Annotated in this window: 28 protein-coding genes; 11 read left to right on the top strand and 17 right to left on the bottom strand. The window is 53.3% G+C overall.

Going from position 1 to position 25298, the window contains the following annotated elements; all coding sequences use genetic code 11:
• Positions 1 to 99 precede the first annotated feature (99 nt).
• Both IP582_RS13735 and IP582_RS13730 read left to right on the top strand, forming a co-directional pair.
• Entirely contained in the window at positions 100 to 276 is a 177-nt protein-coding gene (locus IP582_RS13735) for a hypothetical protein (RefSeq protein ID WP_193793509.1), read from the top strand.
• A 16-nt stretch (positions 277 to 292) separates the two neighbouring features.
• Entirely contained in the window at positions 293 to 1360 is a 1068-nt protein-coding gene (locus IP582_RS13730; RefSeq protein ID WP_193793508.1) for an AI-2E family transporter, read from the top strand.
• Positions 1361 to 1385: 25 nt separating this feature from the next.
• On the opposite strand, the gene IP582_RS13725 is transcribed toward IP582_RS13730, so the two are convergent.
• Positions 1386 to 1760, bottom strand: coding sequence for a hypothetical protein (locus IP582_RS13725; RefSeq protein ID WP_193793507.1), 375 nt, complete (start codon positions 1758 to 1760; stop codon positions 1386 to 1388).
• Between the two features lies 1 nt (position 1761).
• On the opposite strand from IP582_RS13725, the gene mdtJ reads away from it, so the two are divergent.
• The 3 genes from mdtJ to IP582_RS13710 all read left to right on the top strand — a co-directional run bounded on the left by mdtJ (position 1762) and on the right by IP582_RS13710 (position 4713).
• On the top strand, positions 1762 to 2124 hold the full coding sequence (gene mdtJ / locus IP582_RS13720; protein WP_039078836.1) for a multidrug/spermidine efflux SMR transporter subunit MdtJ: 363 nt from the start codon (positions 1762 to 1764) through the stop codon (positions 2122 to 2124).
• Positions 2111 to 2440 carry a multidrug/spermidine efflux SMR transporter subunit MdtI gene (gene mdtI / locus IP582_RS13715; RefSeq protein WP_193793506.1) on the top strand — a complete coding sequence of 110 codons (330 nt, stop codon included), beginning with the start codon at positions 2111 to 2113 and terminating at the stop codon, positions 2438 to 2440. The genes mdtJ and mdtI overlap by 14 nt, the downstream gene beginning before the upstream one ends.
• 110 nt (positions 2441 to 2550) lie before the next feature.
• Positions 2551 to 4713 (top strand): bifunctional diguanylate cyclase/phosphodiesterase, encoded by a 2163-nt coding sequence (locus IP582_RS13710; protein WP_193793505.1) that lies wholly within the window; start codon positions 2551 to 2553, stop codon positions 4711 to 4713.
• 2 nt (positions 4714 to 4715) lie between these two features.
• On the opposite strand, the gene IP582_RS13705 is transcribed toward IP582_RS13710, so the two are convergent.
• The 4 genes from IP582_RS13705 to IP582_RS13690 form a co-directional block, all read right to left on the bottom strand.
• Complete coding sequence (locus IP582_RS13705; RefSeq protein ID WP_193793504.1) at positions 4716 to 5537, bottom strand: serine protease; 822 nt, start codon at positions 5535 to 5537, stop codon at positions 4716 to 4718.
• 276 nt (positions 5538 to 5813) lie between these two features.
• On the bottom strand, positions 5814 to 6212 hold the full coding sequence (gene asr / locus IP582_RS13700; RefSeq protein ID WP_193793503.1) for an acid resistance repetitive basic protein Asr: 399 nt from the start codon (positions 6210 to 6212) through the stop codon (positions 5814 to 5816).
• Positions 6213 to 6512: 300 nt separating this feature from the next.
• On the bottom strand, positions 6513 to 6983 hold the full coding sequence (locus IP582_RS13695; RefSeq protein WP_193793502.1) for a GNAT family N-acetyltransferase: 471 nt from the start codon (positions 6981 to 6983) through the stop codon (positions 6513 to 6515).
• 68 nt (positions 6984 to 7051) lie between these two features.
• Complete coding sequence (locus IP582_RS13690) at positions 7052 to 8539, bottom strand: carboxypeptidase M32 (protein ID WP_193793501.1); 1488 nt, start codon at positions 8537 to 8539, stop codon at positions 7052 to 7054.
• A gap of 166 nt (positions 8540 to 8705) precedes the next feature.
• On the opposite strand from IP582_RS13690, the gene IP582_RS25560 reads away from it, so the two are divergent.
• Entirely contained in the window at positions 8706 to 8801 is a 96-nt protein-coding gene (locus tag IP582_RS25560) for a KPN_01571 family protein (protein WP_370551770.1), read from the top strand.
• A gap of 64 nt (positions 8802 to 8865) precedes the next feature.
• Here the strand turns inward: IP582_RS25560 and IP582_RS13685 are convergent, their stop codons facing one another.
• On the bottom strand, positions 8866 to 10116 hold the full coding sequence (locus IP582_RS13685; protein WP_193793500.1) for an MFS transporter: 1251 nt from the start codon (positions 10114 to 10116) through the stop codon (positions 8866 to 8868).
• A gap of 108 nt (positions 10117 to 10224) precedes the next feature.
• Here IP582_RS13685 and IP582_RS13680 point away from each other — a divergent pair, with 108 nt between their 5' ends.
• The 3 genes from IP582_RS13680 (at position 10225) to bioD (ending at position 13293) form a co-directional block, all read left to right on the top strand.
• Positions 10225 to 11121, top strand: a complete 897-nt coding sequence (locus tag IP582_RS13680; RefSeq protein WP_079498191.1) for a LysR family transcriptional regulator — start codon at positions 10225 to 10227, stop codon at positions 11119 to 11121.
• 130 nt (positions 11122 to 11251) lie between these two features.
• The gene (mlc, locus tag IP582_RS13675; RefSeq protein WP_193793499.1) at positions 11252 to 12472 is read left to right on the top strand and encodes a sugar metabolism global transcriptional regulator Mlc; all 1221 of its coding nucleotides are present in this window, start codon (positions 11252 to 11254) and stop codon (positions 12470 to 12472) included.
• 125 nt (positions 12473 to 12597) lie between these two features.
• Positions 12598 to 13293, top strand: coding sequence for a dethiobiotin synthase (gene bioD, locus IP582_RS13670; RefSeq protein ID WP_193793498.1), 696 nt, complete (start codon positions 12598 to 12600; stop codon positions 13291 to 13293).
• Between the two features lie 106 nt (positions 13294 to 13399).
• Here bioD and osmV read toward each other — a convergent pair whose 3' ends face one another.
• The 10 genes from osmV to IP582_RS13620 all read right to left on the bottom strand — a co-directional run bounded on the left by osmV (position 13400) and on the right by IP582_RS13620 (position 23124).
• Positions 13400 to 14548, bottom strand: a complete 1149-nt coding sequence (gene osmV, locus IP582_RS13665) for an osmoprotectant ABC transporter ATP-binding protein OsmV (protein WP_039078847.1) — start codon at positions 14546 to 14548, stop codon at positions 13400 to 13402.
• Positions 14548 to 15195 (bottom strand): osmoprotectant ABC transporter permease OsmW, encoded by a 648-nt coding sequence (gene osmW / locus IP582_RS13660; protein ID WP_193793497.1) that lies wholly within the window; start codon positions 15193 to 15195, stop codon positions 14548 to 14550. Before osmW ends, osmV begins: the two co-directional genes overlap by 1 nt.
• Positions 15196 to 15204: 9 nt before the next feature.
• Complete coding sequence (gene osmX / locus IP582_RS13655; protein WP_071195528.1) at positions 15205 to 16107, bottom strand: osmoprotectant ABC transporter substrate-binding protein OsmX; 903 nt, start codon at positions 16105 to 16107, stop codon at positions 15205 to 15207.
• 26 nt (positions 16108 to 16133) lie between these two features.
• Positions 16134 to 16844 (bottom strand): osmoprotectant ABC transporter permease OsmY, encoded by a 711-nt coding sequence (osmY, locus tag IP582_RS13650; RefSeq protein ID WP_193793496.1) that lies wholly within the window; start codon positions 16842 to 16844, stop codon positions 16134 to 16136.
• 255 nt (positions 16845 to 17099) lie between these two features.
• Complete coding sequence (gene dmsD, locus IP582_RS13645) at positions 17100 to 17714, bottom strand: Tat proofreading chaperone DmsD (RefSeq protein ID WP_193793495.1); 615 nt, start codon at positions 17712 to 17714, stop codon at positions 17100 to 17102.
• A gap of 20 nt (positions 17715 to 17734) precedes the next feature.
• Complete coding sequence (locus IP582_RS13640) at positions 17735 to 18592, bottom strand: dimethyl sulfoxide reductase anchor subunit family protein (protein WP_193793494.1); 858 nt, start codon at positions 18590 to 18592, stop codon at positions 17735 to 17737.
• Position 18593: 1 nt separating this feature from the next.
• A complete protein-coding gene (locus IP582_RS13635) occupies positions 18594 to 19211 on the bottom strand; it encodes a DMSO/selenate family reductase complex B subunit (RefSeq protein WP_193793493.1) in 618 nt (205 codons plus the stop codon).
• Positions 19212 to 19221: 10 nt separating this feature from the next.
• Entirely contained in the window at positions 19222 to 21660 is a 2439-nt protein-coding gene (ynfE, locus tag IP582_RS13630) for a selenate/tellurate reductase subunit YnfE (protein WP_193793492.1), read from the bottom strand.
• Between the two features lie 155 nt (positions 21661 to 21815).
• Positions 21816 to 22121, bottom strand: a complete 306-nt coding sequence (locus tag IP582_RS13625) for a DUF1161 domain-containing protein (RefSeq protein ID WP_193793491.1) — start codon at positions 22119 to 22121, stop codon at positions 21816 to 21818.
• A gap of 91 nt (positions 22122 to 22212) precedes the next feature.
• The gene (locus IP582_RS13620) at positions 22213 to 23124 is read right to left on the bottom strand and encodes a LysR family transcriptional regulator (protein ID WP_193793490.1); all 912 of its coding nucleotides are present in this window, start codon (positions 23122 to 23124) and stop codon (positions 22213 to 22215) included.
• 108 nt (positions 23125 to 23232) lie between these two features.
• Between IP582_RS13620 and IP582_RS13615 the strand changes: the two genes are divergently transcribed.
• Complete coding sequence (locus IP582_RS13615) at positions 23233 to 23871, top strand: LysE family translocator (RefSeq protein WP_193793489.1); 639 nt, start codon at positions 23233 to 23235, stop codon at positions 23869 to 23871.
• Between the two features lie 93 nt (positions 23872 to 23964).
• Entirely contained in the window at positions 23965 to 24663 is a 699-nt protein-coding gene (locus tag IP582_RS13610; RefSeq protein WP_064572401.1) for a YnfC family lipoprotein, read from the top strand.
• Between the two features lie 18 nt (positions 24664 to 24681).
• On the opposite strand, the gene speG is transcribed toward IP582_RS13610, so the two are convergent.
• Entirely contained in the window at positions 24682 to 25242 is a 561-nt protein-coding gene (gene speG, locus IP582_RS13605; protein WP_071194299.1) for a spermidine N1-acetyltransferase, read from the bottom strand.
• Positions 25243 to 25298 lie beyond the last annotated feature (56 nt).

The raw sequence follows: 25298 nt of genomic DNA, 5'->3' as shown, positions 1-25298 counted from the left end.
CCATGGTTACTGTTTTTATGTTTTACTGTGTTTATATACAGTATCGCCAAAAAGGAGTATCGATCAAGCCGCCTCGCTGCGATTTTTGTGAAGAGATTGATGGCACAAGGATTTTTGTTGGATGATGAAAAAATGCGCGATTCGGGTATTTCTGGCCCTCGTCTGGCCGCAGGCAACCTTGAGAATAATAAGGGAAAAAACGCTATTTTATTATTTCGCGGCGGTGGACGTTTTTTACATTCACTGGGCCAGCCACTACACTTAGCAGCAGTTTAACCATTGGATGGCGAAAATGACGGCATTGAAAACCCATAATTTCTTTTTTATCGTTCTGTTGTTGCTGGTCAGTGTGGCGTTTTTTAGCCTGATCCAGCCGTACTATGCAGCTATTATCTGGGCCGTTATTCTGGCGCTTATTTTTTATCCGCTGCGGGTGAAATTATCCGCCTGGTTACGGGGGCGTGACGGCATTGCTTCGTTGCTGACTGTACTGCTTATCTGCGTATTGGTTTTTATTCCATTAATGGTTATTGTTACGTCACTGATTGCGGAAATTAATGCGCTTTATCAACGGTTGCAAAATAACGCCACGGATTTACCACAACTCTTTACTGACAGTATTAGTTATCTGCCCGGCTGGGCGCAGGGATATTTACGTGACAATGACTTTGATTCTGTAGGCGCCATTCGCGAAAAATTATCGGGCGTGGCGCTGAGCTCCGGGCGATATCTGGCGGGCAGCGCAGTGATTATTGGTAAAAATACCCTGAGTATTACCGTCAGTTTCTGTCTGATGGTCTATCTGCTGTTCTTTTTACTGAAAGACGGCTCCCGGCTGGTTCGCAGAATATTTACGGCTATTCCGCTGACGGACAAAATCAAACGCCGCCTGTTCCATAAATTTGCCAGCGTCTCCCGCGCCACGGTGAAAGGGACACTGGTGGTAGCAATTGTGCAGGGGGCGCTGGGAGGCTTCGGCTTCTGGTTTTCCGGCATTAACGGCAGCCTGTTGTGGGGTTCGCTGATGGCATTCATGTCGCTGATCCCGGCGGTCGGTACGGCGCTTATCTGGGTTCCGGCGGCTATTTTTCTCTTCTCCACCGGGGAAATTATCACCGGTACAATGATGACGCTCTATTTTGTCGTGGTGGTCGGGCTGGCTGATAATATCCTGCGGCCATTATTAGTCGGCAAAGATACCCGAATGCCCGATTATTTAATTTTGCTGACTACGCTTGGCGGGTTGCAATTCTTTGGCATTAACGGTTTTGTGCTGGGGCCAATGATTGCCGGGCTGTTTATTGCATCATGGAATTTACTTGCCGAAGACCGTGCGCTGGCGATGAAATCGGAACAATAATCTGTATTGCCGCCGCCGATATTTTTCACCGGCGGCTGTGATACCATTTCCACAAGCCGGTGAGCACAGGTAAAGAAGTGAAAAGAATTTGAGGAAAAACAGGCCCTGTGGTAGAAATAGGGCGTGTTTTACTACTGAGGACAATCGTTCCGCCGCGATGAGAAGCAATGTGCGGATATTGTAATTTTATGGATAATCTGTTCAGGACGTTCATTTCTGGCTTTCCCCGTCTTACTTCTTCTGTCTTTCTGCTTTCCGGCGAACAACACTGGCGCTCGGCGCTATAGTCCTTTTCTCTCTGCTCAGGTTCGCGTAAACCACGCGACTTCCATTTTTTACGCTCTGGGTTTTCCGTTAGGGAAGAACCCTGCAGGATTATATTCTCAAGCAGGAGAAACATGATGATTTACTGGATATTATTAGCGCTGGCCATTGTGGCTGAAATAACCGGCACATTATCAATGAAGTGGGCAAGTGTGACCAACGGACACGCCGGTTTTATTCTGATGCTGGTGATGATTGCACTGTCATATATTTTATTATCATTCGCGGTTAAAAAGATTGCCCTCGGGGTGGCCTATGCCCTGTGGGAAGGGATCGGTATTTTATTGATCACCCTGTTTAGCGTTGTGTTGTTTGATGAAGCGCTCTCGCCGATGAAAATTGCCGGGCTGATGACGCTGGTGGTCGGGATTGTGCTTATCAAATCGGGCACCCAGAAAGCGGCTAAGACGCCGCAGGAGCGCCGCAATGCAACAGTTTGAGTGGGTTCACGGCGCCTGGCTGGCGGTGGCCATTGTGCTGGAGATCGTCGGCAATATTTTCCTTAAATTTTCAGCCGGTTTTCGCCATAAATTATACGGAATTGGCTCGCTGGTGGCGGTGCTTGGTGCCTTTGCTGCGCTGTCTCAGGCAGTAAAAGGGATAGATTTGTCAGTAGCTTACGCGCTCTGGGGTGGGTTTGGCATTGCCGCGACCCTGGCGGCGGGCTGGATCCTCTTCGGCCAGCGTCTGAATAATAAAGGCTGGATGGGGGTTATCTTACTGGTTGTGGGTATGATACTAATAAAACTCGCCTGATGTGATCGCTGCCCGAATCAGAGGCAGCGAAATCCACCGACTGTATTACGCTTAGTTAACGGAAGTCCTCAACTGGCTGTTTTTCCTGTTAAGGATAGAGGGGGCAGTGCATGTTGAACCCATTTAGCTGGCGGAATATCCCGAATGCCAAAACCCTGTTCGTCATGATCTTCCTGGCAGGGATTGGGCTTATTTTTTCTATCGTTGCGCTGCTCTACCTTTCATTACATCTGATCAGTAGCAAAGCCAACGAAATTGATGAACACCGTACCGTACTGTCCGTGCAGGGGGCGATTCAGACCTCGGTAAATCGCGTGCGCTCGCTGGTCATTGATAACGCCGTCTGGGATGACGCGGTGCGGGAAGCGTATCGCCCACAGCTTGATACACAATGGCTCTACAAAACCTGGGGTGAGGGATTTAAAGTCAATAATCTCTATGACGGCACCTTTATTCTTGATGAAAACTTCAACGTATTATGGGGAGCGTTTCACAGCGCCACATTTACGGAACATTCGCTCGATTTTTTTGGCAAGGGTTTACAGGCGCTCATCCGTAATAATTCGGCTTCACTGATTTCCAGTAATGACATTTATGCCGGGATTACCCGTACCCGCAGCGGCACCGCATTTATAGGGATAGGCCTTATCCGCCCGATGGTGGGTAATTTAGCGGTTAATGATAATACCCGACGTTATCTGGTGATTACCCGCCACCTGAATACACAAATTCTTAAAGAGCTGGGCGATACCTTCCAGATAGCCGATTTAGCGTTCACGGAGCAGAAGCCGGATGAATTCGCCGTGCCGCTGGAAAGTTCGGCGGGGGAAGTGCTGGGCTGGTTAGACTGGTCACGGCGCCTGCCGGGCGCGGAAGCTGCCGAGGCGGCCTCTGCCAATATTCGTCAAATCGCCCTGCTGGCATCGGGATTGATCCTCCTGTTTATTCTCCTGAGCAGCGCCGGGTTGTATAAGCTGGCGAAAGGGGAAAATATTGCCCGTCGGATTGCCTTAACCGACTGGCTGAGCCACCTGCCTAATCGCCGCGCCCTGATTGAACATCTCGATAAGCTCGCCGCGCGGGGCGACACCAGTATGATGAGCGTCGCCTTTGTCGATCTTGATGGGTTCAAGGATGTGAACGACATTTACGGGCATGACGTGGGGGACCGCCTGATCAGAACTATCGCCCAGACGTTACGGGAGAAAGTGCCGACGCAGGGGATGCTGGCGCGGATGGGGGGCGATGAGTTTGCCATGACCATTGGCGGCCCCTGGGCAGAGGAGCAGACCGCAAGATTTGCCGAGTATGTCCTGGCGTATCTGAATAACCCCATCCAGGTGGGAGAGCGGACGATCCATATTGGAGCCAGTATTGGCATCGCCAGCGGCACGCTGGTGGAGTGCACCAGTACTGAGCTTTTCCGCCGTGCCGATATCGCCATGTACCACTCAAAAAGTATCGGCAAAGGGCGCATCACGCATTACGATGCGGCGCTGAACAGTGCTCGCGAGCGGCAGTTGCTGATTGAAAATGATATCCGTAACGGTATGGAACGCGATGAATTCGATGTCTGGTATCAGCCCATTGTGGATGCGCGTAGCCTGGCGATGGTTGGCGTCGAAGCACTTGTCCGCTGGCCGCGCCGCCCGGGTGGAGAACTTAAGCCCGATGATTTTATTGTGATTGCGGAAACCAGTGGCCTGATTTACGAACTGGGGCAATTTGTTCTGCGTCGTGCCTGTAACGATCTGCAGGCGTATAGCGATTTAAAATTGTCGGTAAATATCTCCCCGGCGCAATTTCGCGACCCGGATTTTGAAGATAAGGTGGCGAAGGTGCTGAAAAGTACGCGCTTCCCGCCAGCACGTCTGCAACTGGAAGTGACCGAAACCTATGTAGTGGAAAATCCGGAGCGCGCACATATCGCTATTACCACCCTGAAAGCGCTGGGCATGTCGGTCGCACTGGACGATTTTGGTACCGGATACTCCAGTATCGGCTACCTGAGACGCTTTAATTTTGAAACGATCAAAATTGATAAATCCCTGGCCGGACTGGTGGATGATGATGAACAAGCCTCGGCGCTGGTGAGCGGCACAATTCGTATCGCCAGTGCGCTGGGAATGATGGTGGTGGCCGAAGGCGTGGAAAATGAAAAGCAGATGAAGATGCTACGATTGGCCGGTTGCGACCAGTTACAAGGCTACTGGTTTAGCGAACCCATGCCGCTGGACGACATTTTGCATTTTCGTCATCTGCGGCAGGGCTGATTTTACTCTTTTGCCAGCGCTTCGAGTTTGTCACGAAAACCGGTCACCGAAATGGCCCGGTTGTCGGCGCGCCAGCGATCTTTGGCGGCTGGGGCTGAACTCTGGACCGCAATAAGCTGCCAGCCTTCGGCGGTTTTCAGCATCAACGGCGAGCCGCTGTCGCCGGGCAACGTGTCGCATTGATGCGACAGAACGCTGTTTTGCGCCCAGCCGGTAACAACGCAGTTTTCGTGGCTGTACAGCGTCTCCAGATGATCGGCCGGATAACCCGACTGCGTCACTTTGCGCTCTGCCACTTTTAGCGCATCCGTCAGCGCCGCTTTATCACCCACAAACAGCGGTAACGGCGTAATGCCGGATGGCGGGTTGCGCAGCACAACCAGCCCAAAATCCCAGGGTGCCGCGGATGACGGCACGATCCAGCCATCGCCATCGGGTTTCAACCGTTTACCCAACGACGGATCGACGCGCCCTTCGATGCCGTGGATTTCATAACGCCAGGTTCCTTTCTGCGAAACAAACCGCAGCGCTACCGCTTTATCCGGTTTGCCGTTCGGCGGCGTCAACAGACAATGCCCGGCGGTTAAGGCCAGGTGAGGCGAAATAAGCGTCGCGGTACATAAATTGCCGCTTGCTGTTTCCAGTTGCCCAATCGCATCCCAGGGGGAGCGGGTCGGAGTGGTCACGCGAACGCGATCATCATGACCAAAGAACAGCGTCTTGATCTGAGCCGCATCAATGGTGTCATCATCACCATCGTCGGCATGTCCGTAAGCAGAAAAGAGAAAAAACGATCCCAGCAATAGCACAACGGTTTTTCGCATATCACACTCTGGTGGGGTAATTATGATTATTAAATGTGAACCCAGGTTTATAAACTATAGACGGGGCGAGAAAAAAGTGGGAGTAAAATCAGCGTGCTACATCAGGAAAGAAAAAGCCGAAGGGCAATGAGCGCGCAGACAATCAGCATTAACAGGATGAACTCGAAACGATAACGTCGCAGCATAGGCCCTCCAGAGAAAAACGGCGCTTCACCTCAGGGTTCAGCGCCGACGATTTACTCAGCCTGTACAGCAGGCGGGGTATTACACGGTAACTTATGCAGCCGGTTGAGCGGCTGGTTTAGTTGCAGTGTGTTTTACGTGTTTTTTATGGTGTTTTTTAGCAGCCTGAGCTTTCTGCTCTACAGCCGGTTTAGCCGCTGCTTTTTTGTGGTGTTTTTTCTTAGCAGCCTGAGCTTTCTGCTCTACAGCTGGTTTAGCTGCTGCTTTTTTGTGGTGTTTTTTCTTAGCGGCCTGAGCTTTCTGTGCAACGGTTTTTTTCTTGTGAACTTTTTTCGCATGCGTGGTTTTAGCCGGGGCAGCAGCAGGTGCAGCGGCCGGAGCAGCAGTAGTGGTGGTAGCCGGAGCTGCAGTTGTGGCTGCGGTATCAGCAGCGAACGCAACAGAAGACAGACCCATAGCAGCGGCAACAACCAGAGCTAATACTTTTTTCATTCTGATATCCTCGAATTTGGTTTCATTGTTCAACCCCACTGCGGGGCCGTTGAAGAGACTATACCGACAGCGATGATCTCTTTCCGTGAGTGATTGGTTTCGGCGTGTAACGGGATGTACAAACGAGGCGGGGGGCGCAGAACGTAGTCTTTGTTAGATGATGAAAGTGTTTATTTTCAGAGAGTTAGTTTTATTGTTATCAGTTGATCCATGTACATCCGCAAGGTGGACGTCATCGTTAATGTACGAATAAAGCCAGAAAGGGGGGCTGAAAGCCAGTACAGAGCCCCCCGGCATGATTCAAAGCAATTTATTCATGTTATAGCCGGTGACCTGGTAGCCATTGGCTTCATAGACTTTTTTGGCATGCGCATTTTCGGCGGCGACGCGTAATTTGATTTGCCGGATACCTTCGCCTGCCAGCAGAGCCTCCAGACTTTGCATCGCGCGGCTACCGAGCCCTTTACCGCGAAACGCGGGCAGGAGGTAAAAGTCATAAATAAATGCCGATTGATCCTCCCCATTCGCCCGGTACCATAAATAGCCAATCTGCACTTCGCTGCCGTTATCTGTATGCACGATGCTTTTCAGGCTTTGACCTTGCGTTTGCACACCGTCGGGCAGGCTGGTGGCAATTTCCCGTTTTGCCTGCGCCAACGCCGCATCCTGGGAGAGGTGATAATTAGCGGCAATCTCCGCAGCATAGTCGGGAATAAAATAGGCCAGAAAGCCTGCAAATTCCGTTTCAGGCATGGGGTGAAGCACAACCATATTTTTGCCTTTCAAAGTGATGGACTGGCACAGTTCAGCGCGCGGTGCGTGAACTGTGCCGGGGATGATTACAAATAACGCGCCGTTAAATGCTGGCGGAAATAGCGGCTGTTCAGCGCCTCGCCGGTGGCCTGTTCAATCAACTGCGAGGTGGAGAAACGGCTGCCGTGCTGCCAGATATTCTGCCGCAGCCAGTCAAACAGTGCGGAAAAATCACCTTGCGCAATAGCTTCGTCCAGCCCTGGCAGGGCATTTCGCGCGGCCTGGAAAAGCTGAGCGGCATACATCGCGCCAAGCGTATACGACGGGAAGTAGCCAAACCCGCCGTCCGTCCAGTGAATATCCTGCATACAGCCGTTACGGTAGTTACCTTCGGTTGACAAGCCCAGCCATGCCTGCATTTTTTCATTCCACAGGGCGGGGATATCGTCCACCTCTATCTCGCCGTTAATCAATGCTCGCTCAATTTCATAACGCAGGATCACATGGGCCGGATAGCTGACTTCATCGGCATCGACGCGGATAAAACCGGGTTTAACGCGCTGGTTCCAGGCGATGAAGTTACTTTCTTCAAACGCGGGTTGTGCGCCGAAATGTTGAATAATCGCGGGCAGCAGACGTTTCAGGAAGGCTTCGCTGCGGCCAAGCTGCATTTCAAAAAACAGACTTTGCGATTCATGGATGGCGGTAGAACGCGCCAGCGCGACCGGCTGCCCCAGCCACTGACGCGGCAGGTTCTGCTCATAGCGGGCGTGCCCGGTTTCATGCACCACGCCAAACAGCGCACTCAGCAGTTCATTTTCATCATAACGGGTGGTGATGCGCACATCTTCCGGCACGCCGCCGCAGAATGGATGCGCGCTGACGTCGAGACGCCCGGCGTTAAAATCGAAACCGAGTAGCGTCATGGCTTCCAGCCCCAGTTCGCGCTGGGTGGCGATCGGGAACGGGCCGACGGGGGCAATCAACGTTTCACGCGATTGCTTGTCAACCACGCGCTGCAGCAGGTCCGGGAGCCAGGATTTTAGGTCGGCGAACAGGACGTCCAGACGGGCGCTGGTCATGTCCGGTTCGAAAATATCCAGCAGCGCGTCATACGGCGAGCAGCCTTTTGCCTGGGCGCGGATCTTCGCCTCTTCGCGGCTGAGTTTTACCACCTCTTTCAGATTCGCGCTGAACCCGGCCCAGTCATTTGCCGAACGCTGAGTGCGCCAGGCATGTTCGCACTTGCTGCCCGCCAGTGCTTTGGCCTCCACCAGTGATTCCGGCAGCAGCGCGGCCTGCTGGTACTGGCGCGTCATCTCGCGCAGGTTGGCCTGCTCCACATCATTAAGTTCTTCCTGTAGGGCATTGCGCAGCCAGTCACCCACCTTTTTGTCGGTCAGGATTTGGTGCTGTAGCACCCCCAGTTCAGCCAGCGCCTCACCACGGGCGGTGCTGCCCCCTGGCGGCATCATAGCGAACATGTCCCATCCGGCGATGGCGGAGAGATGCTGAAAACGGCTCAGGCGCGTGAAGGTGCGGGTAAGGGATTGATAGTTTTGATTGTTATCCATATTGCCTCTGCAAGCGGGTTCGGAACGATATGAATGAGAGTACAGAGATTCAGGCGCTTATCAATGGACAAACAAGATTATTCGCCGGTTTATGGTGGGACATTACCAACTGAACCATAATGAAAAAGTCGCAGGTGATATATGTTGAATCAACCCTAAAGCCTAAATGATGAATCCCTTTGTGTGGATCTTATTTGCTCTTATGGTGCTTGACGCAGTACGTGAACTTTTAGGGGCATCGTCGATACTGGGGATGTTCTGATCTGCCCGGGCACAGAGCAAAAGCCCCGAAAAGATACCGGGGCTCTATGTTAACTCGTACCGCTTTAGCGTAAGCGGCGATGCAGTCTGCTGCCGACAAATAACGCCAGTAACAGCATCAGCGCAATAAAGCCGCCCACACCGTTCCAGCCATAGTTATGCCAGAACACACCACCGAGCGTACCCGCAATACTTGAGCCCAGATAATAGCTGAATAAATACAGCGATGAAGCCTGCCCTTTGGCGCGGCGCGCGCGCGGGCCAATCCAGCTACTGGCGACGGAGTGGGAAGCAAAGAAACCGGCAGTAAAAAGCAGCATACCGATAAAGATCGCCCACAGTGAAGGAAGTAACGTTAATAAAAGACCGGAAAGCATAATTGCAATCGAGGCGACCATCACCGGCCCACGACCATATTTGGCGGTCATTGCTCCGGCGCGTGGCGAACTCCAGGTGCCGGTTAAATAGGCGACGGAAAGTAACCCTACCACCGCCTGACTTAAAAACCACGGCGACGCCATTAACCGATAACCAATGTAATTAAACAGGGTAACGAACGAGCCCATTAACAGGAAACCCTCAAGGAATAATAAGGGTAATCCTTTATCGCGCCAGTGCAGGCGAAAATTAATGAATAGGGTGCGCGGGCGTAGCGAACTCGGCCGGAAATGACGAGATTCCGGCAAAATACGCCAGAACATTAACGCGGAAGCCAGTGCAAAACAGCCAATTGCCGCCAGCGCGATACGCCAGTTAAAAAAATCAGTGAACACGCCGCTAATAAGGCGTCCGCTCATGCCGCCAATCGAGTTACCGCTAATGTACAGCCCCATGGAAAAGGCGACAAAGCTGGGGTGGATCTCTTCACTAAGGTAGGTCATGCCCACGGCGGCAACTCCGCTCAGTGACAGCCCAATCAGGGCACGCATGATCAGAATGCCGTGCCAACTGGTCATCAGCGTTGAAAGCAGCGTACAGCATGAGGCCAGCAACAATGCCGTCACCATCACTTTCTTACGGCCAACCGCGTCTGATAACGGCCCGGTAAATAACAGACCGATGGCCAGCATGGCGGTAGAGATAGAGAGTGAAATACTGCTGTTTGCCGGGGAGACGCCGAACTCCTGCGACAGCACCGGCAAAATAGGCTGTACGCAATAAAGCAGGGCGAAGGTGGCCAGTCCGGCGGAGAAGAGCGCCAGGGTGACGCGCATAAATTGGGGGGTACCACGTTTAATAAATTGCGTCGGCAAAGAACGATTATTTTCATCAACACCACTTGCCGGAAGAGTGTCAACGGTAGTTGTACGGCTCACTTGAAATCCTTAAGTTTACATCCCGGTCAGGCGGGGATGTATTTAAGGGTATGAAACGGTCATTGTTCTGTCTAATATATTAATAATCTCAAATGATATGTTTAAAATATGAATATTGAACTTCGCCATCTCCGTTATTTTATTGCTGTCGCCGAAGAGCTGCATTTTGGTCATGCGGCGGCGCGGTTAAATATTTCCCAGCCGCCGCTGAGCCAACAAATCCAAATCCTTGAGCAGCAAATCGGCGCGAAGCTGCTGGCGCGTACCAACCGCAGCGTGTCGCTGACGCCCGCAGGCCGACAGTTTCTGGCAGACAGTCGGCAGATATTAAGCCAGGTAGATGATGCCGTTAGCCGGGCGTCCCGCCTGCATCAGGGGGAAACCGGCGATTTGCGCATTGGCTTTACCTCATCGGCACCGTTTATTAGCGCAGTGTCTGACACCCTGTCGTCGTTTCGCCAGTCTTACCCGGATGTGCATATCCAGACCCGGGAAATCAATACTCGTGAGCAAATAGCCCCGCTCAATGAGGGCAAGCTTGACCTTGGATTGATGCGCAATACCTTGCTGCCTGACACGCTGGCCTGGCAGGTGATTTTGCGCGAGCCGCTGCTGGCGATGATTCATCGCGATCACCCTTTAGCCGCGAAAAGCGGCGTATCGCTGGCCGAGCTGGCGCGGGAGCCGTTTGTCTTTTTCGACCCGCATGTGGGAACCGGGTTGTATGACGATATTCTTGGGTTGTTGCGCCGTTATAACCTGACACCGTCGATTACCCAGGAAGTGGGGGAGGCGATGACCATTATTGGTCTGGTGGCGGCGGGACTTGGGGTGTCGATTCTGCCCGCCTCATTTCGGCGCGTGCAACTGACAGAAATGCGTTGGGTACCGATCCTGGAAACGGATGCGGTATCGGAAATGTGGCTCGTATGGGCAAAGCATCATGAACAGGGAACAGCGGCACAGCGTTTCAGGCAGCAACTCATTTCTGCGGCGAATGCATAAAAAGTGGCCAGTATACGCCCGCAAAACGTGCGGTAAATCACAAGCCTACGTAAATATTTGACGGCGACTATTGAAGTGCTTCACCATATCCCAAAGTTTATTTCGAGCTCAAAAATAAAGGGAGTAAGAGGTGGTTGCTGATAGTCAGCCTGGGCATATTGATCAGATTAAGCAGACCAATGCAGGGGCTGTCTACCGCCTTATTGATCAGCTTGGCCCGGTGTCGCGCATCGATCTGTCACGTCTGGCGCAGCTTGCGCCGGCCAGTATTACCAAGATTGTGCGGGAAATGCTTGAAGCGCACCTGGTGCAGGAGACCGAAATTCAGGAGCCGGGCAGCCGCGGGCGGCCTGCCGTTGGGCTGGTGGTGGAGACCGAAGCCTGGCATTATCTCTCGCTGCGCATCAGCCGCGGGGAGATCTTCCTCTCTTTACGCGATTTAAGCAGCAAACTGGTGGTGGAAGAGCGTCAGGAGCTTCCGCTGACCGACGAAAAGCCGCTGCTGCAGCGCATCATTGTCCATATCGATCAGTTCTTTATCCGTCATCAGCAGAAGCTGGAGCGGTTAACCGCCATTGCTATCACCTTGCCGGGGATTATCGACACGGAACATGGCATTGTGCACCGCATGCCGTTTTATGAAGACGTCAAAGATATGCCGCTGGGTGAAATGCTGGAACAGCACACCGGTGTGCCGGTCTATGTGCAGCATGATATCAGCGCCTGGACCATGGCAGAGGCGCTGTTTGGCGCGTCGCGCGGGGCGCGTGACGTTATCCAGGTGGTTATCGATCATAACGTTGGGGCCGGTGTCATTACCGATGGTCGCCTGCTTCACGCAGGTAGCAGTAGTCTGGTGGAGATCGGCCATACGCAGGTCGACCCATACGGTAAGCGCTGCTACTGCGGTAATCACGGGTGTCTGGAAACCATTGCCAGCGTGGAGAGTGTGCTGGAACTGGCGCAGCTACGCATGAGCCAGTCCATGAGCTCGATGTTGCATCAACAGCCGCTGACGGTAGAGTCGTTATGTGAAGCGGCTCAGCAGGGCGATTTACTGGCCAAAGACATTATCAGTGGCGTGGGGGCGAATGTCGGTCGCATTCTCGCCATCATGGTGAATTTATTCAATCCGCAAAAAATTCTCATCGGTTCGCCGCTCAGTAAGGCGGCGAATATCCTCTTCCCGGCGATTGCTGACTGCATTCGCCAGCAGGCGCTGCCCGCCTACAGCAAACATATCGCCGTCGAAAGCACACAATTCACCAATCAGGGCACTATGGCAGGTGCGGCACTGGTGAAAGACGCGATGTATAACGGATCCTTGTTGATTCGTTTGTTGCAGGGGTAACATTTTTACACTGTTCTACTAAAAATTGCGCTATCTCAAGCTGAACACCGCATCCCTAACGTAGACTTTCGCTACTGAATTATTTTCCTGATTTATATTTTCGTAGCATAACGGTGGAGTTAGCGATGCTTAAGCGTTTCTTTGTAACGGGTACTGATACGTCTGTCGGCAAGACAGTGGTGTCCCGCGCGCTGCTACAGGCGCTGGCCGCTTGTGGCAGTACCGTCGCGGGTTACAAGCCAGTCGCTAAAGGGAGTAAAGAGACGCCGGAAGGCCTGCGCAATAAAGACGCGCTGGTGCTGCAAAGCGTGTCTTCAATTGATTTACCGTATTCTGCTGTCAATCCCATTGCGTTTAGCGAAGATGAAAGTAGCGTGGCGCACAGTTCTGCGATTAATTACACCCTGTTGTCCAATGGCCTGGCCAGCCTGTGCGATCAGGTTGATCACGTGGTGGTGGAAGGGACGGGCGGCTGGCGTAGCCTGATGAACGATCTGCGTCCGCTTTCCGAATGGGTTGTGCAAGAGCAAATGGGCGTGTTGATGGTAGTCGGGATACAGGAAGGTTGTATCAACCATGCGCTGTTAACCGCCCAGGCGATTGCCAGCGATGGTCTGCCGCTGATTGGCTGGGTGGCTAACCGCATTAACCCAGGGCTTGCGCATTACGCTGAAATTATTAATGTGCTCAGCCGCAAGTTGCCTGCGCCGCTGGTGGGTGAGTTACCTTATCTGCCGCGTGCCGAACAGCGCGACCTGGCGCAGTATATCAATTTGCAGATGGCGAAAGGGATGCTGGCCGCCGAGCGTGTATTGGCGTAAACCGGCAGCCAGACCCGGATGGCGGCGCAAGCGCCTGATCCGGGCTACGCGTTTGGTGCGGCACATACCTCATACGTAGCCCGGCTAAGCGTCGCGCCAGCCGGGGTCAGGCATCACTGTGAATATTCAGCACCCGGCGTGTTTTGCCGGAGCTTAAATAATCTGCAATATAATCCTGTGAAATCTCCCCGTTGTAGCGCCCGGCTTCATCAACAATCGGCATCCAACTGGTATTACTCTCGTACAACTTCGACAGTACCACGCGCAGATTATCCTCAGCTTTCCCGGTGATACGGAACGGATGCAGCAGTCCGGCGCAATCGCCCTGCGCGCCACGCGCTTCGCGACGCTTCACAAAACCCAGCGGTTTACCGTCGCCATCCACCACGGTAATCGCGCGAATATCGTTATCGTCCATCATCGCGAACGCCTCCTGAGCCGCCGTCGACTCACGCACCGTCAGCGTCGGCTGTTGGTCGGTGACATCGCCTGCGGAAACCAGCAGCAGACGTTTCAATGTACGGTCCTGGCCGACAAAAGAGCCGACAAACTCGTTCGCCGGTTTGGCCAGCAACTCATCCGGGCTGGCGCACTGCACAATACGCCCCTGGCGGAACACCGCAATCCGGTCCCCCAGCTTTAACGCTTCATCTATATCGTGGCTGACCAGCATGACGGTCTTTTTCAGCGTGCGCTGCATCTCCAGAAACTGATTCTGGATAACTTCGCGGTTAATGGGATCGACCGCGCCGAACGGTTCATCCATCAGCAGGACCGGCGGATCCGCCGCCAGTGCGCGAATCACCCCGATACGCTGTTGCTGACCGCCGGACATCTCACGCGGATAGCGGTGAAGAAATTTTTTCGCATCCAGCGCCACCATATCCATTAACTCTTCGGCACGACGCTTACAGCGGTCTTTATCCCAGCCCAGCATGCGCGGCACCACGGTAATGTTCTCTTCAATGGTCATATTGGGAAACAGACCGATCTGCTGGATAACATAGCCCAGATTACGACGCAGGCTGACAGTGTCCATGTCGCTGGTATCTTTGTCATTGACCAGGATCTTACCGCTGCTGGGCATAATCAGGCGGTTAATCATCTTAAGCGTGGTCGTTTTGCCGCAGCCGGACGGGCCCAACAGTACGCACATTTCACCTTGCGGCACGTGCAGGTTGATATTGTCTACGGCCTTCACGGTCTGGCCGTTTTTCTGGGTGAATTGTTTAGTTAAATTTTCCAGTTTTATCATTATCGAATCCCCTTTGGTGTCAGAACCACCTGCAAGCGATGCAGTAACCAGTCGAGCACAATGGCCAGTAAACAGATCATCAGCGCCCCGGCAATTAACATGCGGATATCGCTGCCGCCGATACCATTGAGCAACAGTAGCCCCAGGCCGCCTGCGCCAATGACCGCCGCGATGGCCATAACGCCAATATTCATTACCACCGCAGTACGGATGCCGCCGAAAATCACCGGCAGCGCCATGGGAATCTCTACCCAGCGCAGACGTTGCCAGAAGGTCATGCCAATGCCGCGCCCGGCTTCACGCAGGCCGGGAGGCAGACTGTCCAGCGCCGTATGGGTATTACGCACAATCGGCAGCAAGGAGTAGAGGAAGACGGCGGTAATAGCGGGCAGGGCGCCAATCCCCTGGCCGACCAGCGAGAAAAGCGGAATCATCAGGCCGAATAAGGCAATCGACGGGATAGTCAGCACAATCGTTGCCAGCCCCAGCACGGGTGTTGCCAGCCATTTATGTCTTACGATAAGGATCCCCAGCGGCACACCCGTCACAATTGCCAGACCGACTGCAAGCAGCACCAGCCAGAGGTGCTGGAAGGTGAGCATTGCCAGATAGCTCCAGTTATCCATCATGTAGTGAATCGTATCCATAGGCGCTCCTTACAGCAGACCTTTCTCACGCAGGAAGTCGTGCGCCACCTGCTGTGGCGTCTGATGGTCAATATCGACTTTTGCGTTGAGCGTCATGATGACGTCGTTGTTGAGCAGACCAGAAAGCGTATTAAGCGCCTCTTCCAGCCCCGGATTAGCCTCTAGCGTGTCTTTACGCACCACCGGCGTCACGGCATAGCTGGGGAAGAAGCCTTTATCGTCTTTCAGTACTTTCAAATCGAAGCCTTTTACCCGGCCATCCGTCGTGTAGACCAGACCGGCATCGACGAAGCCATCACGGACGGCGTTATAGACCAGCCCGGGGTCCATCTGACGGATTTGCGGCCTGTCCAGCTCAAGGTTATAGGCCTGCTGGAAGGGCTTCATACCGTCGCTACGCCCGGAGAATTCGAGATCCAGCCCCAGCATCCAGTTATGTTTAGGATCAGTTTTTCGAATCTGCTCAATCTTCGCCACCATGTCCGACATGGTATTGATATGCTCGGCCTCGGCGCGTTTACGCTGCATCGCAAAGGCGTAGGTATTGTTCATATCGGCAGGTTTTAACCACACCAGGCCATGTTTTGCATCCAGCCGTTTTACCGTTTCGTAAGACTGTTCCGGCGTCATACGCTCTTTAATATGATTGAAGATAATCAGCGAGGTGCCGGTATATTCCCACGTCATATCAACCTGTTTATTGATCATCGCATTACGGGAAATCACCGTGGCAATATTGGTTTGCGGCTGCACCTGAAACCCTTTCTTTTGCAGATACTGCACCGTCAGGGCCGAGAGAATATGCTGCTCAGTGAAGCTTTTGGTCGCCAGAATCAGTGGGGCGGCGTGCACGCTTGCCGTAAAAAGCAGCGTGGCACTCAATAGCCCCAACAGGCGTGAAGTCAGTCTCATAGGGATTCCTTTTCTTATTATTTGGTTCAGGCTGAGTGAGGGCTCAAAAAACGCCCCAGCGCCGCCAGCAGCGTGTCCAGAATCAGGGCAAACAGCGCGGTTGCCGCCGCACCCAGAATCAAGGTCGGGAAATCGTTCAGATAGATGCCCGGGAAGATCAGCTCGCCATAACTGCTGGCACCGATTAAAAAGGCCAGTGGCGCGGTACCCACGTTGATGGCCGTGGCGATACGCACCCCGGAGAGGATCACCGGCAGTGCATTGGGCAACTCCACCTGATACAGCCGTTGCCATTTGGTCATACCGATACCGTTAGCGGCTTCCAGCAGCGATGCCGGAACCGAGCAGAGCCCGGCATAGGTGTTACGCACAATGGGCAGCAGTGAGGCCAGAAAAAGGGCGATAATGGCGGGTTTGTCACCAATCCCGATGATGACCATCGCCAGTGCGAGTACGGCCAGCGGTGGCAGCGTGTTACCGACGTTAAAAATCTGCATCACGTATTCGGCGACACCGCGCGCAGCCGGGCGGCTAAGCGCAATCCCGCTGGGAATACCCACCAGCAGAGCAAAGAACATAGAGCTGAACACCAGTATCAAGTGTTGTTGCCCGAGATAGACCAAATCCACCTGGCGGGCTCTGATTGTATCCAGGCCAATACCCCAAACCAGGAGCGCCAGTACGGCGGCGATAGCCGCAGTAAACAGCAGGACGCGTGAGAGTGCGGAAGTGTGCATTGCAGTGTGTCTCCCTGTGTGCATGCGTTATGGCAACGGAGAGTTGCGTGTTGTTATGCCATGTTCGGCAGGGTATTTGAGCTATAGCAAGCACCTGGGAAGGATTCCAGTTTGGCGCGAATCTTTTAACCTGCGGATTTTGCGGAGGATTTACGCTATCGCTGATGGAATAACGGCTAAGAGGGTAACTAAAGAATTGTCTTAAAAACGCGCCCTTAAAGTGACGTTGTCACCTTAAGGGCGCATTGGCAGGGATTAACGCGATAATGTTTTTTGGGCAACCGGCATTAATAAACGGCTCTGCCAGTCGCTAAGCGTTAACCGGGCAAGCCTTCCCGCCGCCTGCCAGAACGGGTGACGGGCTTCCTCTACAAAAATCTCAAGAAAGCGTCCGGCCCAGGGCAGAAGATGCCAGGCAAGCAGCTCATCACAGGTGGCGTAGCGCTGATTCTCAACAAGCCAGGCCGCCAGCATCAGCAGGGTGCCAAAATGATCTTCCGGCTCATTCTGACTGGCCTCCCAGACGATGTGGTTGTCACGCATCCACTGGCGAAGTTCCAGCGTGGAGTCGCCAAAAAGTACGCTTTCTTTATCCAGCCAGACGGATCCCCAGGGCGGCGCAGGCAGCGCCCACGGGCCGATAAATAGCCGTTGCCAGGCCTCGGGAATCGTTTCTTTGCTTTCTGCGCAAAATAACGGCACGAGCGGGGCCAACGCCTCCGGCGCCAGCGGCCACTGGGTTTGCCATTCCCCCTGGCGGAATGCGGCGATCAGCGCCTGCGTCTGTTCACTTTCCGGCGGGTAGTAAAACAGCGCCCCCAGAATGCGTGCCGAAAAGGCGAAATCGGCTGTGTAAAAAGTGTCAGTCATTACGTTCCCTGAATCTCTGCTTAACCCGCAACCGCCATACCGACAGTCATATGTAACCCATAGAACAGAACGCGCCCCATCAGTTCGCCTGCAACCACCAGTACGACACCGGCAAGCAGGCTGACCGCACGTGGCTGTTTTCGCATGATCAGCGGACAGAGCCAACAGCCAAGACCCGCGGCCAGCAGGACCATACGCCAGACCTGCATTTCGCTCCAGGCTGGCACCAGCATGCTGGCCTGCTGCACGGAACTGTGGATCCCGGCAAGGCTCATCCCTTGCAGAATCACCAGACCGAGGCTTGCCAGCAGCGCCACCACGCTCAGCGAGGCGAAGGTCGCGCCATTGAACGTGACGTGCGCCAGACGCAACAGCAGTGCCGCCAGTAGCGGGCCACCGAGTAGCATCGTGAGGAAGAACCCGGCGGTGGTATATCCGTTGTGCCAGGTGGGTACCGTATCAATCTGATAGACACGACTCATAGCCCAGACAAATACTACGCCCAGCACCATGCTGACCACCAGCCAGATTTTGCCCAGCGCAGCCGGCATTTTACCCAGCACCGTCACCAGCCACCAGAAGCCGCCTACGGCGAAGAAAATCGAGCCAGCGGCGATTTCGTTACTTAACGCAGAGGCGCCCACCCGGTTGAGTGAGTTCAGTGCGCGCATCGGCGAACCGAGGTGCATCATAGAGGCGATAAAGCCTATGCCCATTAACACCCAAAGAAAGAACATGCTCCGCGTAATTCGCTGCTGTCCGGGCGCATCGTTTTTCGCCGCCATCCAGCCCATCCCGGTGACGAGAAGGCCACCTGCCACGCATTGCCCTAATACCGTGAACAGCACCAGCGGCCATTCATGCCATCCGTTACCCATCTCACACCTCCCGTGGGTTTGCCAGATAGCCGGTGGTATCCCCTGTCGGGCGGCTGTTGGCGTTAGGTTTAATCACAATGCACGGCCTGGTGAAGTGCGACGCCGGGAGCGGGGCGACAGCCGCCAGCTCACCATATTTCTTACGCAACTCCTCAATGGGGCCGAAGTCCAGTGCACGCAGCGGGCAGGATTCCACGCAAATCGGCTTATGGCCCTCGGCAACACGACTGTAGCAGCCGTCGCATTTGGTCATATGGCCTTTTTCGGCGTTGAACTGCGGCGCGCCGTACGGACAGGCCATGTGGCAGTAACGACAACCAATGCAGATATCTTCGTCCACCACCACAAAGCCATCTTCGCGTTTGTGCATCGCCCCGCTGGGGCAGACTTTGGTACAGGCCGGATCCTCGCAGTGGTTACAGGCGATGGAGAGGTAATAGGCGAAAACGTTCTGGTGCCAGACGCCGTTATCCTCCTGCCAGTCTCCCCCCGCGTATTCGTAAATGCGGCGGAAGCTGACACCCGGGGTTAAGTTCTTGTAATCCTTACACGCCAGCTCACAGGTTTTACAGCCGGTGCAGCGTGCGGAGTCGATATAAAATCCATATTGTGTGGTCATCGGCTACTCCTTAAACCTTTTCGATTTCGACCAGATTAGTGTGCTGCGGATTACCTTTCGCCAGCGGTGACGGACGATGGGTGGTCAGCGTGTTCACGCAGCCACCATGGTCAACGCGATCGCCTTGCATATCGGCGTTGTGCCAGGCCCCCTGGCCCATGGCGCTCACTCCCGGCATGATGCGCGGAGTGACTTTTGCGGCAATGCGTACTTCGCCGCGTCCGTTGAACACCCTGACCATATCCCCACTGACGATGCCGCGTTTTTGCGCATCAATCGGGTTGATCCACACCTCCTGGCGGCAGGCGGCCTCAAGGATATCGATATTGCCGTAGCTGGAGTGGGTACGGGATTTGTAATGGAAACCGAACATCTGTAGCGGATATTTACTACGCGCCGGGTCGTCCCAGCCTTCTGGCGTCGAGGCATAAACCGGTAACGGACTGATCACTTCCCCATCTGGTATCTCCCAGCTATTGGCAATTCTGGCCAGGCTGCTGGAGTAGATTTCAATTTTGCCAGAGGGCGTTTTCAGCGGATTAGCCTGTGGATCGTCGCGGAATTTTTTATAGGCCACATAGTGCCCGGCGGGGTCTTTACGCTTGTAAATCCCCATTTTTTTCAAATCGTCATAGGAGGGCAGTTGGGGATCTTTTGCCAGCATTTTGGCGTAAAGATACTTAAGCCACTCTTCCTGTGTACGCCCTTCGGTGAATTTCTGGTAAATATCCGGCCCCAGGCGTCTGGCGATTTCGCTTGTTATCCAGTAAATCGGCTTACGCTCAAATTTCGGTGCGGTAACCGGTTGGATAAAGATCAGATAACCCATGTTGCCGGCGTAATCATTCGGGATGATATCTTCCTGCTCAACGGTCATTAAATCGGGCAGCAGGATATCCGCATACATCGCCGACGAGGTCATGAAATTCTCAATGACGACAATCATTTCGCATTTCTTGTCGTCCTGTAAAACGTCATGCGTATGGTTGATGTCGCCATGCTGGTTGGTGATGGTGTTACCGGCATAGTTCCAGATAAATTTGATCGGGACGTCGAGTTTGTCTTTACCCTGAACACCGTCACGCAGGGCGGTCATCTCTGCGCCGCGCTCGATGGCATCGGTCCAGCTAAAACAGGAAATTTTGGTTTTTACCGGGTTTTCCGGCATCGGCATGCGTTCAATGGTAATGGTATAGGTGGACTCACGCGCGCCGCTGTTCCCGCCGTTGATACCGACGTTACCTGTCAGAATGGGCAGCATCGCGATAGCGCGGGCGGTTAATTCGCCATTTGCCTGACGCTGCGGACCCCAGCCCTGGCAAATATAGGCGGGTTTGGTTTGACCAATCTCACGCGCCAGTTTCACAATGCGGTCGACCGGAATGCCGGTAACGGCAGAAGCCCATTGCGGCGTTTTGGCAATGCCGTCGTCGCCCTGGCCCAGAATATAGGCTTTGTAATGACCATTGGCTGGCGCGCCTTCTGGCAGAGTTTTTTCGTCATACCCGACGCAGTATGTGTCCAGGAATGGTTGATCGACCATGTTTTCGTTAATCAATACCCAGGCAATACCGGCAACCAGTGCGGCATCGGTGCCCGGACGTATCGGGATCCACTCATCTTCGCGCCCGGCAGCGGTATCGGTATAACGCGGATCGATAACGATCATGCGCGCATTGGAGCGTTCGCGCGCCTGTTCCAGAAAATAAGTAATCCCGCCGCCGCTCATACGGGTTTCAGCCGGATTGTTGCCAAACATCACCACCAGTTTGGTGTTTTCGATGTCTGACGTACTGTTGCCTTCGTTGGAGCCGTAGGTGTAAGGCATCGCATAGGCGATCTGCGCCGTACTGTAAGTGCCGTACTGGCCGAGGAAGCCGCCGTAAATGGCCATCAGGCGGGCAATAATAGAGGCAGAAGGGGAAGAACGGGTGATGTTGCCGCCGACGATACCGGAGGAGTAGTTAATGTACACCGCCTCGTTACCGTATTTTTCCACAATCCCTTTCAGGCTGCCTGCGATGGTATCAAGTGCTTCATCCCAGGAGATGCGTTCGAATTTACCTTCGCCACGTTTACCCACGCGTTTCATGGGGTAGTTCAGACGATCCGGATGGTTGATACGACGACGGATTGAACGTCCGCGCAGGCAGGCACGAACCTGATGATTACCGTAAACATCCTCCCCGGTATTATCTGTCTCGACCCAGTAGACCTCGTTATCGCGTACGTGTGAACGCAACGCGCAGCGACTGCCACAGTTGACGGAGCAGGCGCCCCATACGACTTTATCCTCTGCGGGTTGCAGGGCGCTTTGAACCGCGGCAGCAGCGGTCCGCATGCCAAAAGGCAGCGAAAAACTGCCTGCCGCCAGCGCCAGCGAACCCAGCGCAGTGGATTTAACGAGTGTTCGGCGGCTGATCCCGCCACCACTCTCAACAATGGACATAGCTCACTCCGTTATAGCTTATAATAGAAAAATATTACCCGTCGAAATTACGAGCATGCTAACGATGAGAGTGATGCTACTTAATGAGAGCCAGGGGGATCTTAATGGGGATCAAGAAGAGGGCCAATCCCCATTATTTTTGTAAGGTAATGAAGTTATTGTGCGCCGGGTTTGCCACTCTCTTGCGGCGTTATTTCCCCCGATTGTGCATTCGCGCTACCCCGGGTGCGGGTATAAAGAATTTTCCAGTTATCGTTACTACAATGGCCCACAACCTGGGCACCCGACGCGCTATTTTGGTCGTTGGGTTCGATGGTAAGCGTAAAGTCGGTCTCGGGTACGCCGTTATTTATAATTCGTTGTTGTATATCGTTTTTTACTCTTTCACAGGAATCCGGTGCGGCATAAGCAGATGCCGAGCCGATGAACAAAAGTGCACCTAACCAGAGTGAATGTTTCATTTGCGACTCCTTCTTAATTAATAATGCTCAATGCGTAGTATTGAGAAGTAAGGCTAAGCGAAATCAGCGCAAAACAGGAATGCGCATTATCTTAGTTTTGTATCGTTATATCGTTATGTACATAGCGAGGTATATTTTTCTGCAAAAAAAGGGCAAGTTTGTCGATATTATTCTGCCGTGCCGAATCGCCAGGCCAGACCAGGTAATAGCCATCGCCGGTACCGATCGCCAGCGGGAACGGCGCGACCAGCAGATGCTGATCCATCGCACTCTGGCTGAGCAGAAGATCGCCAATCGTCACACCATGTCCCCCCATCGCTGCCAGCATGCCCTGTTCGAGGGTATCAAATACTTTGCCGCCCGCCAGACTCAACCCGCTATACAAGCCGCTACTGTTCAGCCAGCGTCGCCAGTCCCGGCGGTCGCGTGAGGGGTGGATAAGCTCACAGGCCGCCAGATTATCACGCGCCTCATCAAGCAAATCAGGAGCGCAAAGGGGGAGCAGCCATTCATCAAACAGTCGCAAACAGCGCGTTCCCGCACCGAAATGTCCATTGCCGAGCAGGATGGCGCAATCGAAAGGCTCTTTGGTGAAATCGACATTGTCGATATCCATCCAGATACTGGATACCTCGACTTCCGGCGTCTCGTGTTGCGCCCGGAAATCTGCCATCACATCCAGTAGCCAGCGCATCGTCAGCGTGGAAGGGGCCTTGAGCCGCAACTGCACATGGGTACTGCGCAGTTGCCGACAGGCATTCTCCAGTTGTGAAAACCCTTGTTGTAACTGCACCGCCAGCATGCGCCCGGCATCTGTAAGCATCACCTTCGGCCCATTACGCTCAAAAAGCTGGCAAGCGAAGTGATCCTCCAGCGTGCGGATATGGCGACTGACTGCGCCTGGGGTCACATTGAGTAATTCGGCGGCCTGGCTGAATGAGCTGGATTGTGCTGCTATGGTAAAGGCGCGTAAGGCATAGAGATGAGGAATATTTTGTTTCATAGCGATTTATTTATATTGAGTTTTACTCACGATTGAAGTCAGTTTAACTCGTTTTTCATCCGGTGCGTACGCCTTTACCCTGAACGATAAAACAGGGGGAAACGCGTTATGGCTGAACTCAATCTTGCGCTCCTGAGCGCGTATGTTATCGCAGTGCTTTTTTTACTCTTAACACCCGGTCCCGTTGTGCTGTTAGTGACCGGGACGGCGGCACGCGTGGGGTATGCCAGGGCGTTTCTAACCCTTCTGGGAACAAATCTCGCCTCGCTGGTATTGATAACCCTGGCCGTTCTCGCTATCGCCGGGGCGGTATCGCTGAACAAAGGTTATCTGGCGCTGCTGGGCATCGGCGGTTCTGTGTTTATTGGCTGGGGAGCGGTGCAGTCATTGCGTGAGATTTGGGCGCAAAGGCCGGTACAGGAGGAGGGTAAGGCTGTGCTGGCAGGTGGGTTTATGCGCGGATTTTTCACTGGTATTTCCAATCCAAAAGATATTCTCTTTTTTGTCTCATTTTTCCCGCAGTTTATTGCCATTAGCCGCGATTTTACCACCAGCATTACCACGCTTTGCCTGCTGTGGATCGTGTTCGATTTTGCCGTCATGGCGGGCTATATCGTTGCTATCAAACGTTTTCTCCCTGTCACGCAAAGTCGACGTTTTGCCGCCTGTGCGGCGCTCTTTTTATTGCTATTGGCCGTCTGTGGGGTTGCCTGGAACCTTACGGGCGCGAAATCGCTCTTTATGTGATGAAATGACATTGTCTCTGCCCGAATAATTACAAGATTTGCTAAGATAAGCGCAACGCATTGTGATATTTGGGTGAACCTATTGAAAAAACAAATGATACTCATCGCACTGATGGCCATTCTGGCGGGGTGTGATGACAACAAAGGACCTGTATCTTTTACGCCAGAGATGGCGAGTTTTTCGAATGAATTCGACTTTGACCCACTGCGCGGTCCAGTAAAAGATTTCAGCCAGACATTACTGAATGAAAAAGGTGAGGTATCGAAGCGCGTCAGCGGCACGATGTCCAAAGAAGGGTGTTTCGATTCACTGGAACTGCATGATCTGGAAAACAATACCGGGGTTTCACTGGTACTGAATGCCAACTATTACCTTGATGCAGATACCCAGGAAAAACGTCTTCGTCTACAAGGGAAATGTCAGTTGGCGGAATTTCCCAGCGCGGGGCTGACGTGGGATACGGATGAGCGCGGCTTTATCTCTTCCGCGCGTGGTAAAGATGTTGAAGTCAACTACCGTTACGATGACGAAGGCTATCCACTGGGCAAATCAACAACCTCGAAAGATATGCATCTGTCTGTTGTCTCGACCCCATCGAATGTAAAAGGTAAGAAGCTCGATTATACGTCAGTCAGCACGCTGAATGATAAACCACTGGGTAATGTCAAACAGACCTGCGAGTACGACAAGCATGATAACCCGGTGGCCTGCCAACTGGAGATTGTCGATACGAGCGTGACGCCTTCTGTTGCGAAGAAATACAGCATTAAGAACACCATCGAATACTATTGATGGCATTCACCACCGCGCTTACTGTGCGGTGGGTTTCAGCAATGTCCCGCCGCTGCTTTTATGGTTTTCCAGGTATTGCTGCTGGAAAATACACATGCGAATAGTATTACGGTACTCGCCGTTAATAAAAAATTCGTGAATCAATTCGCCTTCCACCATAAACCCGAGTTTACGGTAGATATGGATGGCTTTCTCATTCTCTTTATCCACGATCAGATAGAGCTTATAAAGATTTAACACCGTAAAGCCGTAATCCATCGCCAGCTTTGCCGCGCGGGTGGCGAGACCTTTTCCCTGGTGCTCTGGCGAGATGATTATCTGGAACTCGGCCCGACGGTGGACGTGGTTAATCTCAACCAGCTCGACCAGGCCGGCTTTGTCCCCATCACATTCCACCACAAAACGGCGTTCGCTCTGATCGTGAATGTGCTTGTCATATAAATCTGACAGTTCGACAAAGGCTTCATACGGTTCTTCGAACCAGTAACGCATGACGCTGGCGTTGTTATCCAGTTGATGCACAAAACGCAGATCTTCACGTTCGAGCGGGCGAAGTTTGACATGGGCAACGTCGGTCATAGGACATCCTTTTTGACAACAGCAAAGACGGGCGTGGGGATACGCCCGAAGTAGGA

Origin of the sequence: Citrobacter sp. BDA59-3, from assembly GCF_015167655.1 — a bacterium.
GTDB lineage: Bacteria > Pseudomonadota > Gammaproteobacteria > Enterobacterales > Enterobacteriaceae > Phytobacter > Phytobacter diazotrophicus.
Note: the sequence above shows the minus strand (reverse complement) of the source record. Positions and strands in the feature narration are given on the sequence as shown.